This is a genomic window from Paenibacillus alba (genome assembly GCF_013204855.1).
Classification (GTDB): Bacteria; Bacillota; Bacilli; order Paenibacillales; family NBRC-103111; genus Paenibacillus_E; species Paenibacillus_E alba.
On sequence record NZ_JABMKZ010000024.1, the window covers coordinates 38015 to 53450 of the forward strand.

Below are 15436 nucleotides of genomic sequence, written 5' to 3' on the forward strand. Positions count from 1 at the left end.
TTATAGTCCGCGACGCTGCCGTTCGAACTTCATTTTCTTCTCGATCTCGCGGTACACCTTGTCCGCGATTTTGGCGATGTCCAGCTGCGGGAGCTCTTTGATCAGCTCCTGCAGCTGTTCCTCTGTAAGCTTCGGCGCTGCCTCAGGGATAGGAGCGGCCGGAGCTTGCGCTTCGTCAGCGCTGCCTTTGGCGCGCAGCCAGTCCATCTCAAGCGGCGCCACGGCTAGCGCGCTCTGCTCGATGAGCGCCGCTTGCGCTTGTTTGTGCTCCAGCATCGGCGTTTGCTGCTGCGAGGCTGCGTAGTCCTGCCTCGCCTGCGTCGCGCTGCTGCCGCTGCTTGGCGCGCGGCTTCCCAGCGCGCCTTGGCTTGATGCGCCGGCGCTTGGCACGCCGACGGTCTGCGCTTGCCGCTGCACCTGCGTGCTCAGCGGCTTCGCCATTGTGGCAGCAGCCAGGCTTGGGCTGCTGCTGTGGGTCATGCTGGCGCTTCGCTGCGCGCCAGCTGTGGTGCTTGCGGCGGCTGCCTTAGCCGCATGTGTGAAACTGCCCGTCCCGCGGGCGGGCAGCTGGATTGCCGCTGCGGTAGGCGAAGCCGCAGCTAGACCCGCAGGAGCGGCGCGAAGCGCTCCTGCGCTGCTCGCCAGCAGCGGCATGACACGCGGTGTCATGCTTACGGGCTGGCGAGCCATCGGCGCGAGCGCTGCCCGCGAAGCGGCAGCGGGCTGTGCCCCTTGCGCGCGCTCTTCTTCCAGCGCGCTCACTCTAGCCCTGATGGTTCGTTCCACCCAATCTGTCTGCAAGCCTTCGGCTTCCAGCCGATTCTCCGAACCCTGCTCTTGGCGATGCTCGCGCTCTTCTTCAGCAGCATTGACCTGCCGCTGAACATGCTCGACTTGCGCCCCGCGCCAAACTTCTTCGCCAGACGGACGCTTGCTTCGTCTGGCTCTTGCTGCCTCAGTTGGAAGCTTAGTCCCAACTTCATTCTCTCCCGGACGATTAGTGAAGCTCGTCCGGCCTACTAAACTTACTAAGCTTGCTTGCCCCTGCTTCAATCGTTGTCTAACCTGCTCCGCTCGCGTAGGCTCAGCCGTTCTTCTGACAATTTCTACAGGCGGACGGCTCATTGTTCCTCGAACCACTTCCACAGCCGTATTGGTCGTTTCATTGCTTTTTTCTAAAATCGTTTGCCCAAGGTGCTGATCTTCCGCTGCTAGCCGTGTTGTGGACGCTGCCCCGGTTGCACTTTCTTCCGTCTGCCCTTTGGGAGCACGCCGCCATGCAGCTTGAACAGTAGAAGGAACCTGTGTCACCTGATCATTTGGCAACCTGCGTTGCAAACCAGTTGGTCTTGCTTCCGTAACAAGACTTGAGCTTATTTTCCTCAAGCTGCTTTCAGCTGTCTTTGCAGCGACCGCAGCCAAATTGTTGGAAGCTGGATTGCTTCGTACTCTAGAACTGGAATCATCTGTAAGATGAACTTTACGTAGTTCATTTCCTTGTGTATTGGGTCCCAATCGCCCCGATCTACGCGAAACTTTGTGTCCTACATGAACTTCAACATCATCTGCTATCGAAACGCTTGAAGCAGTTTTATTCATGCTGGATGCAGCTGCTCTTGCAACAATCTCTTCTGCTAAAGAGGTCGAAGCTGCTGCACTCTTCACCGACGGAATCACATAGCCGCTTTGAGGCTCTTCATGAAACAACTGCTGTTTCTGCCCCTCAACATCCAGCTTTTCCGTTCCCACTGCCTTGCGAAATACACGTCCAACATCCTGCAAATGACTACTGGCTTGAAGCCCAGCACGATATCCTTCAAATGGACTTGGATCTCCTATTTGTTGAAAACCATTTTGCGCCACTTTTGCAAAGATTTCAGCGGATAAATCAATCGGATCCGTATCATCATTAGAGGATGCAGGTACTCGCTGATTTTCATCTTGATTGACTGTTTGCCTGCGGCCTACATCTTCTTGACTTTCAAGTTGACCATCACGCTTGGCAGCAGACCGGAATAAACGCTCGGCATCTTGCACAAAATTCTTGGCTATTCCACCTGCACGAGACCCTTGCACCGGATTAGTTGGAATCACCTTGCCTAAGCTGTTTTCCGCCGTTTTTGCAGATATCTCAGAAGATAAACTTTGGGAATCCTCACCACTACGCACTTTAGGTGCCTGAAAATCTTCATTGTTATTTAAGTTCGATGCTGTCCGAAATAGACGCTGAGCATCTTGTACAACCTTGCTTGCTTGCACACTGGCAAAGTAACCTTCACTCGGATTAGTCGGGATCACTTTCTGTGAACTAGCTTGCGATCCATTTGCAGATATCACAGAAGGCAAACTCTTCGACTGGATATCGCCTGGGGTCAGTGAGCCTGTCTGTGTGAGCGGCTGCCTCCCTCGCGGATTGCGCCCTATCATCTTGGAATCCCTGGAAATCAACTCTTGCTTACCTATTAAATCTGTATATGTACTTCTAACTAATGAGTCATTAGAAGAGCGTTGTCTTGGTTTTTGAACAAGTTGCTGCAACAATTGCTCATTGCTTTGGATTTTCCTCGCCGTGTCTACGCCATTCTCCGTCACACTAGACTTTCTATGAGTTAAACTTCCCATAACGAGGCCTTGCACTTGCTCCTTCTTGCTGACTGCACGCAGGAGGGGCCGAGTAGTCGCCGTCTCAGTCTCTTGCAATCTCAGGAGCTGCTGGTGTTCTTCTTGCTGCTTTTGCCGTTCTATTCCTTGCACTTCGCCACTCCGTTTATCTTGTTCACTCGTTTCTTCTCTTCGTACTTCTTGCGCTTGCATTTCTCGTTTCTGCACTTCTTGTTTTCGTACTTCTTCTTGCACCTGTATCTCTTGTTTCTGCACTTCTTGTCTTCGTACTTCTTCTTGCACCTGTATTTCTTGTTTCTGCACTTCTTGTCTTCGTACTTCCTGCGCCTGCATTTCCTGTTTGTGCTCTTCTGGTCTTCGTACTTCTTGCGCCTGTATTTCTTGTTTCTGCACTTCTTGTCTTCGTACTTCTTCTTGCACCTGTATCTCTTGCTTCTGCTCTTCTTGTCTTCGTACTTCCTGCGCCTGTACCTCTTGCGCTTGCGCTTCTTGTCTTCGTACTTCCCGCGCCTGCGCCTCTTGCCTTTGAATCTCTTGCTCTTCCGACCGTTCTTCATGCAAGTTCTGTAACTGCTCCTGCAAATTCATGCTGCTTTGCTCTTGTATCCGTTGTTGCTCCTGGATGTGCTCTTCTCGCAGAAGAGTGCTGCGCTGCACTTGATCTTGTAATTCTTCTTGCACTTGTACTCGCGCTCGCACATCCAATTGCTCCTGCTGCTGCCTTTGCACTTGCCCTTTAGGATCATTCGCTTGCTCGATCTGCTTTCGCCAAACTTGCGTTGTGCTCTGACCGCTCTCCCAAGAGGCAGATCTAGCTGGCCTTCTTGTTGCAGCATGCATAGCAAAAGGCAACGTTGATGTCAGATTAGCTGCTTGAATAGCTGATGGCCGTTGACTTCCCTTTAGAAAGCCTCTAGCAGAAGATTTGGCTGATATTCCACTAGCTTTGGAATCGTCGCCGATCAGTACTTCTTGGCGCATTGCATTCACTGGAGCAGGTGCAGCTTCTTCCGCCATATGCCTAACTAACAAGCTCTTAATAAATTGGACAGTCGCTGGCGCAGCACTTTCACTGAAAGGACCTTCTCCTAGCTTTGGCAACCCCTTGCGAGCTGATCGCGCTGGCGTCGTACGGCCAGTAACGGCTTCAATATTAACCTCAGCAAACCATTGATCTTGCTGGTTGCTTTGGTTGCTGGTTGGGCGCATTTGCTGCCCAATCACTTGCTGCATCAAAAGTCCGGCTTGCTGCAAAAAAGAAAGCTCCCTCACAGGTTGAGGTCTTACGGAGCCCAAATTCGGTTCGGTTGTTTCCAATGCGCCTGCACTTGGCTTTCCTTCTTGAAACTGTTCCAGCCATTGTGAAGTATTGCCAAATGCTTTAACGTGATTAACTACTTTAGCATTTGAGGTCGCACTTTTGTGGAACAGCTGTATGTGTTTGAGCTGGATATTTGCTGAAAGACTTGTATGTTGAGGTTCGCTCACCTTATGTAACTGCGCATCCGTACTGCTATTGCGGCTGCTTGCCAACATGCCGATGGAAGCGGCAATTTGCCCGATGGAGCGCTGAATAAGTGGTGAGCTTCCTTTATTAACGTTGTTAACGAACCCGGATTTCGTTCCGATGTTCTTAGATAGATTGCGAGTAGCCTCGAATTGTTGTTGATAAGCTTGAATTGTGTCTGTTTGTTTGGCAGGTTGTTCACTTGTCTTCGGTGAAGGAAGCTGATATCCGCTATTCGCAAGCAATTGCTGTAATTGGCGGATGGTTTGTTTCTTCGTAATTAGCGATGCCGATTCGGGATGCTGTAAGTTGTTTAACTGCAATTGAAGCTGGATGACCCACGCTTGAGCACTTGTATCTGTCAAAGCAGCTAATTCTTTCTTATTCAACGGGCCCTTTTTGTTAAAAATAAGTGCCAGCAGCCCCAAATAATTGTTGCGCCAAAAGCCATACTTGCCCATAACGCCAGTTGCAAAAAGGTTCGATTGTCGTCCTACATGCCCAGCAGCCGGGATGCTGGAAGCGTTGGCTAGAAGGGTGCCCTTTTTCCGCTTACCACGGGGTTTATGTGATTGTCGAGATTTCATAAACAATCCCCCTTTATGGTTTGCTTTAGCTAACGTCACTTAATTTTTGAATATGGTTTTCAAGCCCTCATGCACCAGTTCAAGCGACTCAATGGCCACATTGCCATTGCTTGCATTGAGATCAGGCCCATTCCATTTCACGGGAAACGCGCGAAAGAAATTCCAGCGGCACATTTCATGGCCTTCCGCATTATTCAAAATGATCGAACCGTTCATCCGTTTAATTTTGCCTTGCGAGACCGCATAATACCATTCCCAAAGCTCGTTGGAGTTGGACATCCCTCTTTTTAAAACTATATTAGGAAACTTCGTATGCTGTACCATATAGTGAGGGTGCGTATTCACGCCGCCTTCCCACAATGGCTTTACTTCTACCTCAGACTTCATGCCGGTTACTTCCGAGAAGCCCGCAGCGATAAGGCCATCAAGCTCGACCACGAATCGAAAAGCCCCGCCGATATTATGAAAATTTAACATCTCCATGTCTTACTCACCTCTTACCGAACACATCAAATGGATTGTCAGGCTGCTTCTTGCCATCGTCGTTCAAATTGCGGTTGATGCGGGAGATTTCCTCACACCACGTTCGGCGCTCCCGGTGCTCCATTGACATGATTTCATCGTGTGTCCAATGAAAATAGTAAGCAATAAAACCCGCTTCTTCATAGATCTTGTCAATGGGATATCCCGTTATGCCCCCGCCATCTCGTCCAAAAAAGACACGTCCACATCAAACTCATGCTCGCATTTCGGGCAGCTTGTGTGTACTCTTGGCACTTCCATTTCATTAATTTGGCGATAGAAATTTTGCAGGAAAGCGAGATCCGCTGTAAAAAACTTCTCCACTACGCGAGTATCAATGGCACGCAAATCACCAAGATTCGTAATGACACGGGTAAGTAAAATAATCGTTAAATAGCCGGGATTTTGCTGAACGCGTTGATCGCGCATGGGCAGAATTTCGTCTGCAGCTGTGGCAAGTCGCATAACGCCTCTCTTGTGCAGCGTACCATTATCATCCACATATCCTCTAGGCAGCTCGAACTCGTATTCCGTTTTGAAAGCCATCATGGTGCCTCCTTAGCCATTTGTATAATTGAAAAAAAGAAGAGTCAGGAACCGGAACTCACGTCCCGGCGCCTACTCTAACCTATCATTACTTCGTGCGCGTCATGCCTTCATGAGCAAGCTCTAAGCTCTCGATCGCAACTTCGTTCCCAGTACCCTTGAAGCTTGGAGCTGAGTACTTGGACGGCCATGCTTCGATAACCTGCCATGTCGCCACGTCTCCGCCTTCTTCGTTGATTGCGATAATGGTGACCGTTTTGCGGGAGATTTTGCCTTGAATGGATTCTGACATCCAGTTGTACATATCCAAGGAGTCAGTAACCCCCCATTTCAACGTAATGTTGCCGTATTTGGCAAGTCCCGGAAGCTTCCGAGGCGTAATCGTTTCGTTGCCTTCACGGTATTCAATTACCGAAAGAGAAGCGTCAAATCCAGAGATTTCACTGAATCCAGCTTGCTGAATACCTTCTACTTCAATTCGAAATCTAAAATTGCGGTATGGATCCCTACGTTCGCCAGCCATATAATACCCCTTTCCTAATATGAAAAATATTTAACGTTTCAACTATTCTTCTCTTGTTTTCTGAGTAATGCGGAAGATCACGAACTCGGCAGGTTTCACTGGAGCAACCCCGATCACACAGATGAGTCGACCATTATCAATGTCATCCTGCGTCATCGTACTGCGCCCGATGTTAATGTAGAAAGCCTCTGAAGGACTTCCGCCCATCAAGGCACCATCTCTCCATACCCGAGTTAAGAACGCATCGATGGTCCGTTGTACACGAGCCCAAAGCTGTTCATCATTGGGTTCGAAAACAACCCAGTTCGTGCCGTTCTTGATCGACTCTTCAATGAAGATGAACAAGCGTCTTACGTTCACATATTTCCATAAACCGTTGGAAGAAGTAGTGCGGGCTCCCCATACACGAATACCTTGTCCAGCGAAATGACGGATCAAGTTTACGCCTTGCGGGTTCAGGATATCCTGCTCGCCTTTGTTATATTGGCAATCCAGACCAACTGCGCCGCGAACGACTTCGTTGGCAGGCGCTTTTTGAACGCCGCGTGTTTGGTCGGAACGGGAGTAGATCCCAATGACAGAACCGGACGGCGGTATGTAAATGTTTCTTTTATCTAATGGATCAAAAACTTGCAACCACGGATTGTACATAGCTGCGTAGCTGCTGTCAAAAATATTGCGGTGCGTCATAACATCTGCTACCTTGGTCTTCTCGCGTGGAATATCGAGAACCGCAAAGCGGCTGCCCAAGTTTTCACAGTGCGCAACTAGGGATAATTGCACTGTAGGCTCCGTTACACCCGGAATCGCAATGATGCTGACGACATCGTTATCGATGAAAGACTGAATACCTGTACGTTTACCAGGACCACGGTCTACACCCATGAACACATCAGGCGTCACTTGCGCGATGGAACCGTTGCTTCCGCCGGACAAAGCGATTTGGAATTTGCCAACCGACTCGTTCTCACCGGAAAGCACTTCAAAAGGAGCGATTGCGCCGAGATCTTTGCCTTCTGTCAAATCCTTCACCGTGATGATGTTGGAACGGGAAACGATTTTCTCGATATGGTTGGCTGCGGAAATGTTCAGGGATACCTTCTCGTAAGTCTCAGCCTCGTCACCGTAGAAAACATGCAGTGTGAACTCAGAAGTAGTTAACACTTTGGATGGGAGCAGACCCGCATCCACAACATCGCCGTCCAGCTCTTCAGCAAGCTCGATGATGTTATCTTGGGAAGAAATGACTTTGTTGTATTGCTTTTGGCCAGCTGCCTCAAAAGCCACGACGTCGCCAACGTTGAACCCCGCGTTATTTTTCACACGGTATTGTCTTTCGCTAAGCACTTCGTAGATTTGTGTTTTGGCTTTGCTGGATGGTACAACCACGATGCGAACTTGGTTGCCCCAAGTACCAGGGTTTTTGGATGAGATTTCTAGAATGGAAGCTTCTTTGTTGCTATCCGCTTTGTTCTTAGCTACTTTAGCGTCAGTTGGCGCTACGCGCATAACGTAACAGCGGGAACCCCCATTTAAGTAAAAGTGCTCAACAGCATAAGAAAGGAAGCGGTACTCACCAAATTCGTTCTCTGACAAGTAGCTGCCGAATAAACGATGGAAATCAGCTACACTTGTAACCAATTGGGGGACACCTTCAATTTCCCCTCTTTGCGCAAGCCCTATAAACCCGGCCGTACTTGTGCTTGCACCCTCAAGCGGTTGTGCCCCGCTGTCAAACTCTTCCACATAGACTCCAGGTGATAAATAGTCAGCCATTGTTCCCCAGTTCAGTCAGATGGCTCTTCTTGCAAATGAATACGGCCATAGACATGAAACCAGTTCTCTCCTTTCTGCTTGTCATTTTGTATAGAAGATGGACGTGTCCATTCTACTAAATAGGGTTAGGTGAGACGAACGATACCAAGGTTTGTTGTGGTGCCTTCTGCGACGAAAACTTCCTTCGTGAGCGCTCGGCGATCCGTGCCATAGGTAATCATTAGCTCTGTTTGAAAAGCTTGCACGCGATTTCCGCGAAAGGCGATAACAACCTCACCCCGTTCGGTTACGCGGGTTTCTTGAACAGGCAGCAGCAAGGCTCCTCTAGTGAAGGCTTTGGTAAGCTTCCGCTCTAAACGAAACCGTTTCTGATGCTCCAACACCTCTGCGATGCGAATATACTCCTCAGAAGGCTTGGCCCCTCGGCCACGCAGTATGTAGGAATCACCTGCAGCAATCGTTCCTGTAAACGAACCGAGTGTCACTTCCATTGCGCCTTTTTCTGCTTGGTCTACCATTAATCGAGCCCGGGCGCATTCCTCTGTCAGAATTGTTGCCTGCAGCTGAGCATCCCGTATGGGAGAACCCGCCGCATTCTGCAGCATAGCTCGGATCAGCCCGATGCCTTGGGAAAAAGGATAAGAAGGAAGCGGCTTCAATTGAATAATCTCTATGTAATTGTCAGTTCCTATGGTGATCAGAGACTGTTCTTGAAAATAGTACTCGCTGGTTACAGTTAAACGATAATCACCAGGCGGCAAATCATTGAATATATAGGAACCATTCGACTTGCTGATTGCTTTCGAACGGGTGCCTTCGAGATAAACGGTGGTGGTATTGCCAAGAGGGGTTTTGGAGGTGCTTGCATCGATGACGTACACAACAAGGGAGACGCGGTTTTTGAATTGCGATACACGAATATGGTCCACAACCTAACCCTCCTAACCTTGGATACGAAAATCGGTTTCTGAAACCCTTTTGGTCGTTCGAATGCGCGTTGAATCAATGTTTACAGGCCCAACTGTGTAGCTGACTGAGAGTCGGTAAGGGGTTTCAGCGAAATTCCATAAATTCAACATACTCTCTCCCTTAAGAGGGTCCATCACAATACGCACTTCTTCATCTTGCTCGGCTAGGGTTCCTACGGTCATCGAACCTCGAAGTACGGAATGATCATAAAGCACTTGCATCGCTCTGCCTATGATCCGATGCTCATCCAACGCTCTGGATTGAAGCTCGGCTGGGGATTGTACCGTCAGCAAAAAGCTGAGATCTACCACCATAGGCGGAAACTGAATTTCATTCGTCCCTCGGGCAATCATATGTGTGCGACGATTATCACCGCTTTCGCGAATGTTGTACAAATAAAGAGATAAGTAAAAATCACCTTTATCGACAGGCGAAGCGAGCCCAATCATCTCTGGTTGGGGAATGGGATCCGGGGTCATGTTTTCTCTAAGCAGCTTGACTAAAGATGCACTTACATCAGCAATTACCGAATAATCGCCTATGGGATTCACTTCCTGCCTCAAAATACCTAATTCATGTGTTGAAACCATGGGGAATATGTCACATTGTGTACCTTTTTCTATTATAATTGCAAATTGCTAGGATGACTATAGCGATTATTTAAGAGTTTCGTGAAAGATGGAAAATACCTTACATGAGATTTTATTTTCTGCCCGAACATGCTTCATGCGCGGTGCCACCCAATCCCTAGGTAGACAAAAGAACCTCCCAAACCACTTGGATCCGTGGAATTGGAGGTTCTTTGACACTTTATATGTCGGAAAGGGGACTGAAGATGCCTGAGGCTGCCTGAAAGGGAACTGCGATCCGCTATATGCGGGTTATCAGGTGAAATGGGCAGCGAATGGGAACTACGGTACGCTAATTGCTCCAAAAAGCACGTTTCAGAGGGAAACGTAAGCGAATAGCGTATCGTAGTTCCGTTTGAACTGGAAATAGGCCATTTTCAGGCAAATAGCGTAACCTAGTTCCGCTTCACGCTCCGAGGAGCACTGTTGTGCTCACATTAATGACGCTGCATTGCATTCATACTATCGCCCCATGCCTCAATACTCTTCCCATTCTTGTCGAGCCAAAATTTTACCGGATTTCTGCAATTCGTGCCGGATCGATTTGATGATATGCTGCATGCGAATGGATTGACCCGCTTCAGCAGCCAAAAATGCCGATGAAACCACCACATTTTTAATATTTCCCCCGGCAATTTCATAGCGCTGCGCCAAATATTTGAAATCGACGTCGTCGCTAAGAGGGGCTGCTGCCGGAAACATCGCCTGCCAAATCTTTTCACGGTATTCGCTATCCGGAAAAGGAAACTTAATCACATAATTGATCCGCCGCAGAAAGGCTTCATCAATATTATTTAAGAGATTCGTCGCCAGCACGGTGATCCCCTGATACTCTTCCATCTTCTGAAGCAGATAGGCCGTTTCGATATTCGCATACTTGTCATGCGAATCCTTCACTTCCGAGCGTTTCCCAAACAGCGCATCGGTTTCATCGAAGAACAGCACCGCATTGCTGAGCTGCGCCTCCTCGAAGATTTCGTGCAGGTTCTTCTCGGTCTCGCCAATGTATTTACTGATCACCTGCGAGAGATCAACCTTGTAAAGCTCGAGCTGCAGGTCGCCGGCCACAACCTGCGCAGACATCGTCTTCCCTGTGCCCGGCGGGCCGGCGAACAGCATGCTGAGCCCCTTGCCGTAGGCCAGCTTCTTTTCGAAGCCCCAATCGCCGTAGACGACGCCGCGATATTTCACTTGATTGCAAGCGTTGCGCAGCTGATCCTTCTGCTCGGGCGGGAGGACAATGTCCTCCCACCCATAGCGCGGCTCAATGCGCGTCGCTTTGCGCTCGAGCTTATGCTGCACCTGCTGGTAGCATGCTTTGTAGAGCGCATCGACCCGCAGCGGCGCAGCGGCGGGGCTTTCCCCTCCCGCCTGCCAGGCAGAGTACCCGCGAGCCAGCGTCAGCGCGCGGCGAATCTGTCCTGGGGTGAAGCGGAATTTGCCGCTCATCACCGCGAAGTCGATGTCCGCGCTCACGCCAAGCTCGCGCGCGAATGCCGTCCAGAGGCGCTCACGCCCGCCCTCGTCCGGCACTTGCAGTTCATGCTCAAGGAGCAGCCGCTCCTTGGGCTTCCAGCTCTGCCGGTTGTACTTCCCGGCGAGCAGAAACACCATGCCGCCGTAGCCGTCCAGCAGCTCGTGAAACCGTCCGAGCCGCTGCTGCGCCGCCAAATCCGGCTCCTCTGGGTAAAGCACCTCCAGCCGTGTGAAGCACAGCACGGCCTGGTGCAGGATCGCCTCGCGAATAATCACGCTCAGCTGCTCTTCCAGGCTCACGGCGTGCAAAAGCACGTCCGCCAGATCAACCAGCAGCAGCGGCTTCTTGAAGAAGCGGCTGAGGTGCATGACCTGCAGCTTCTTGCCAGCGCCCGCGTTCCCCCACACGTGGAACGCGAGCCGCTTGCGCTCAGCTGCCGGCGACTGCAGCATCTCGCCGATGAAGCCTCGCAGCCGCAGCTGAAAATCCTCATGGACGAGCATAGGCGCCAGCTCGTCATCCGGGTAAATCATCTGAACCGCCGGCTTCAGCTTCGGATCCACTTCACCGGAATCCATCAGAAAGGTAATGATTCTCTTATCGAGCAGCAGCGGCTTGGACAATAACGACTGACTGCTGTTTGGCTGCTCGTCCCTATGAAGAAGGTAACGAGCCAGTCTGCCTTCCGGGGCCATGAAGGTGGTGCGGGCTGCCCGCATTTCCTCCGGTTGGCTGCAGGCTATTTGTAGAGCCAAACTGATATTCGGTGTTTTGCTAGTCAAATCATCTTGCAGAAAACCGAAAATCCGCTCGTATTTGCGATCCAGCTCCACAGCCAGTCCGAGCATCACGAACCGCTCTTCTACCAGAGAAAGTCCGAAAACTGAAGTGATATAGGACAGAGGAAGGAACACGCCGGTCTCCCTGCTTTTGACCAGACGCTCTGCAACGAATGTCTCTAAATCCCCTATTGCTGTTAGAATCTGACGCTCTTCCTCGTCTATCTCCGTCTGCTCGCCAATCCCGCCCACCAAACGGATGAATTCATCTTCGGACACAAACATCCCACGAAACGAATCTGTTTGCGGATCTGGGGTTAGCTTTTGACGGCGTTTATATAGAAGCTCTAGCTTTTTATCCAACAAAGCAAGCTCGTCTTTATAATGTTCCCATGCATGGATATACCCTTGAACTGCCATAGCCCTCCTGAATGACTCTCTATTTTCATTGCTTGCCTAAATGGGGTGTTATTCTTTACAATGATCTGATAAGGCACAAAACGTTTTTCCAATAACTGCTACCTTGAAAGGAAAGTGGCCTTCCTCCGATGGAACAACTTCCGGCGAATGATCATATTTGGAATCGTAAGCTAATACATCTTCTATGGTGGATCCTGCTCATCTATGAAGTAGCCGCTATGATTGGATTTTTCTTTGATTTGTATGATCAGCCTGCACAGTGGCACATCAGCTTCATGCAATTTCAAGTCATCCCGACTTGCTTGCAGCTTTCCCTCATGGGAGCTGGTTATCTAGCTGTCCGCTATCTGAAACAATACAGTGATTTTATCATGATTATATGGACCATGACCACGGTTAGTATTTATATCATCTGTATTCCTGAACTCTCGAAAAGCTATGAATTACTTAGCATTCCTATTATTATGGCATCTATCTATTTTCAGAAAAAATATATTATCTTCGCTTATAGTTTAGGCATGATGTATTTAATCGCCTTATTGTTTAACCAGGTTAATAATGACATAACGATTACCCCTTATGAAATCATTGTCTCCATAACGGTTGTCACCTCAACGGCGCTCGTCTGTTTCGCTATCATGAACAAAGGCTTGGCCCTTATTACGCTGCTCAAAGAATCTGTCGTTCGCGAGCAGGATCTACTCATTCGAAATGTGATGATCGATCGGCTTTCCAAAGTTGATGCGCTCACTGAACTTTTCAATCACCGCTCTTTTCAAGACCATACCGATCATCTGATTTCACATATGCCCTTTGATACTCCCCTTGAGCTTGCGCTGATGGATATTGATAATTTCAAAAAAATTAATGATACCTACGGCCATTGGGTTGGGGATGTTGTGCTCAAAACCATTGGTACCCTACTGAAAGAAGTACTCGGACCCGACGATATGTCTTTCCGCTATGGCGGTGAGGAATTTGCGGTTCTGTTCGTGGGCAAATCACATAAGGAAGTAATGGAAGTGTGCGAAAAGCTCATGCAAATCATTCGCGAAACGGAAATCCCGGAGATGCCTGGTCAAGCCTTAACGATGAGTATCGGCCTCGCTCCCTATAATCGAAATACGATGAAGAAAGCCTGGTTCCAACAGGTGGACGAGTGCTTGTACGTAGCCAAAAGAAACGGAAAAAACCGCATTCATGCGCATTTTTCACTATAAGACATAAGGTGCTTTTCAGTTAAACGACCCTATCGCAAAAAAACAAAAAACCTCATACATGATTTTGGTGAATTCCGCCAATAATAGCCAAAATCAAATGAGGTGATAACGATGTGCCATTCCATAGCTATGCTTGCTGACGTTAATGATATTATGAAACAATTCCGTATTGATCGGCTGCTCTCCTACAGCTCCAATCGTTATGAGGTGAAGCCGACGGAGTCGGTTTCCGCGGTCATGATGAACAAAAAGGGCGAACGTCTCCTTGATGAATTCCGTTGGGGATTAATGCCGTTCTGGGCCAAGGATGCCGTCTGCGGGGAGCGCGATTCGATCTTCTCGAATCACGTATTCGAGCGAATCGTTAGAAAGCAGCGTTGTATTATTCCGTGCAGCAGCTTTTATGTGAGTGTGACAGAAGGCAAGGAAACTCAGTGGACTAGGTTCAAAATGCGCAGCGGCACGTTCGGCATCGCAGGTCTGTACGATGTTTGGCAAGCTCCGTCCGGCCAAGAGGAAATGCGCACTTGTATGATGTTGATGACGGATGCCAACTCTGTGGTCTCCCCTTATCATCGCCATATGCCTGCGATCCTCGATCAAGATCAAGCGGAGATGTGGCTTGCTCCTGAGCAGCGGGACAGCCGTCTACTTCGGTCGCTCCTTCGCCCTGTCGACGATCTTCTGATGGTCGCAAACGTGCTTTCTTCTCCGGAAGAAAAGCTGGATACGGGCTCCGATCTGAGTGTTTTTGCTTAAAAAAACAAGAGCTGTCCTATAAGTAGATAAAACTACTTGAGGGCAGCTTTTTTACGGGTAGGAAAAGGGCAAGCCCTTTTATTTATTGTGCGGCACAGGCGGCAATTCGCCGCCTTCTCCAATCAAGCGCACGCCTTCCGCACATACGCCATAAGGCTCCCAACGACATGTCGCGCAAAGCTGGCCGATATCCCCCGGCTTCACAAAATCGGCCACTTGGCCGCAAACCTCCGCCCAGCTGAGCTTCATGCCTACTTGCAGGCCAAGCCTTTCCACAATTTCCGCATCCCGTTCATAGACCGACCTGTTCTCACAATGCGCAACCTCATTCGCTGGATAAGCTGCGCAGAGATCGTCGGGTCCGAGAACGACTTGAATGATTGTCTCCGGCTGCTGGCGCAGTGTTTCATAAACGTCGGTCATATTCTCGCAAAATTCTTTGGAGTACCCCATGCCCCGGTAACCCAATAAACAAAGCAAGTGATGGCCTCTGAGTCCTATGGGCCCACTCATTGAGCAGACACCTTCGGTACGCGATACAAGCCATATCCATCCATTTGGATGATGGGGTCTTCGTCTTCGACGAGTCCGGCCTGTGTGGAATGAAGAGCTACATCAATGAGCCAACGTGTAAAATCGGCCACTGGCATAGTCTCCATCTCCTGCAAGCTAAAGAAGCCAGCCGCATCCACTTCAACACCGTCCGGAGTAGGCTCTCCGCTGATATAATCCAGTTCAAATGCAATGTAAACATTATGTATGCTTCTAGGCAAATCGCGCACTGCAACCAAGCGTGTGACTTCTGCCTTAACACCGCACTCCTCCATCACCTCGCGCACAATCGTCTCTTGAATCAGCTCATGCTGCTCAATGTATCCGCCGGGGTTCGTCCATCGACCCTTGCCTGGCTCCTGTGCTCTGCGTACAAGCAGGATTTTCTCATCCTTCATCACCAGCGCACCCACGCCAATGCTGTAGTTGCCCCAATGCACAAAGCTGCAAACCGTACAGGCTCTGCGTACCGTGCCATCCACATCGCGCGATTCCATTGCGGCTCCGCAAGTCATACAAAATTTAGCTTCCATCTATCTCATCTCCAA

Annotated in this window: 13 protein-coding genes; 2 read left to right on the forward strand and 11 right to left on the reverse strand. The window is 49.6% G+C overall.

The window, feature by feature from the left end:
* The 9 genes from HQN90_RS24905 to HQN90_RS24940 all read right to left on the reverse strand — a co-directional run bounded on the left by HQN90_RS24905 (position 1) and on the right by HQN90_RS24940 (position 12357).
* A complete protein-coding gene (locus HQN90_RS24905; RefSeq protein ID WP_173223742.1) occupies positions 1-4716 on the reverse strand; it encodes a hypothetical protein in 4716 nt (1571 codons plus the stop codon).
* 39 nt (positions 4717-4755) lie between these two features.
* Positions 4756-5199 (reverse strand): phage tail protein, encoded by a 444-nt coding sequence (locus HQN90_RS24910; protein WP_173223744.1) that lies wholly within the window; start codon positions 5197-5199, stop codon positions 4756-4758.
* A gap of 7 nt (positions 5200-5206) precedes the next feature.
* A complete protein-coding gene (locus HQN90_RS39695; RefSeq protein WP_079410461.1) occupies positions 5207-5410 on the reverse strand; it encodes a DUF6760 family protein in 204 nt (67 codons plus the stop codon).
* Complete coding sequence (locus tag HQN90_RS24915) at positions 5407-5784, reverse strand: hypothetical protein (RefSeq protein WP_057304095.1); 378 nt, start codon at positions 5782-5784, stop codon at positions 5407-5409. The genes HQN90_RS39695 and HQN90_RS24915 overlap by 4 nt, the downstream gene beginning before the upstream one ends.
* 88 nt (positions 5785-5872) lie before the next feature.
* Entirely contained in the window at positions 5873-6307 is a 435-nt protein-coding gene (locus HQN90_RS24920) for a phage tail protein (RefSeq protein WP_173223746.1), read from the reverse strand.
* A gap of 42 nt (positions 6308-6349) precedes the next feature.
* A complete protein-coding gene (locus HQN90_RS24925) occupies positions 6350-8083 on the reverse strand; it encodes a phage tail sheath family protein (protein WP_173223748.1) in 1734 nt (577 codons plus the stop codon).
* Between the two features lie 125 nt (positions 8084-8208).
* Positions 8209-9012: a beta-sandwich domain-containing protein gene (locus HQN90_RS24930; RefSeq protein ID WP_173223751.1), complete on the reverse strand. Its 804-nt coding sequence runs from the start codon at positions 9010-9012 to the stop codon at positions 8209-8211.
* A gap of 12 nt (positions 9013-9024) precedes the next feature.
* Positions 9025-9642, reverse strand: coding sequence for a Pvc16 family protein (locus HQN90_RS24935; RefSeq protein WP_173223753.1), 618 nt, complete (start codon positions 9640-9642; stop codon positions 9025-9027).
* A gap of 516 nt (positions 9643-10158) precedes the next feature.
* A complete protein-coding gene (locus HQN90_RS24940) occupies positions 10159-12357 on the reverse strand; it encodes an ATP-binding protein (protein ID WP_173223755.1) in 2199 nt (732 codons plus the stop codon).
* 128 nt (positions 12358-12485) lie between these two features.
* Between HQN90_RS24940 and HQN90_RS24945 the strand changes: the two genes are divergently transcribed.
* Both HQN90_RS24945 and HQN90_RS24950 read left to right on the forward strand, forming a co-directional pair.
* On the forward strand, positions 12486-13577 hold the full coding sequence (locus HQN90_RS24945) for a GGDEF domain-containing protein (RefSeq protein WP_173223757.1): 1092 nt from the start codon (positions 12486-12488) through the stop codon (positions 13575-13577).
* A gap of 111 nt (positions 13578-13688) precedes the next feature.
* A complete protein-coding gene (locus tag HQN90_RS24950) occupies positions 13689-14336 on the forward strand; it encodes an SOS response-associated peptidase (protein WP_173223759.1) in 648 nt (215 codons plus the stop codon).
* A gap of 78 nt (positions 14337-14414) precedes the next feature.
* Here HQN90_RS24950 and HQN90_RS24955 read toward each other — a convergent pair whose 3' ends face one another.
* Positions 14415-14849: a DUF1284 domain-containing protein gene (locus tag HQN90_RS24955; RefSeq protein ID WP_173223761.1), complete on the reverse strand. Its 435-nt coding sequence runs from the start codon at positions 14847-14849 to the stop codon at positions 14415-14417.
* Entirely contained in the window at positions 14846-15421 is a 576-nt protein-coding gene (locus HQN90_RS24960) for an NUDIX domain-containing protein (RefSeq protein ID WP_173223763.1), read from the reverse strand. The genes HQN90_RS24955 and HQN90_RS24960 overlap by 4 nt, the downstream gene beginning before the upstream one ends.
* Positions 15422-15436 lie beyond the last annotated feature (15 nt).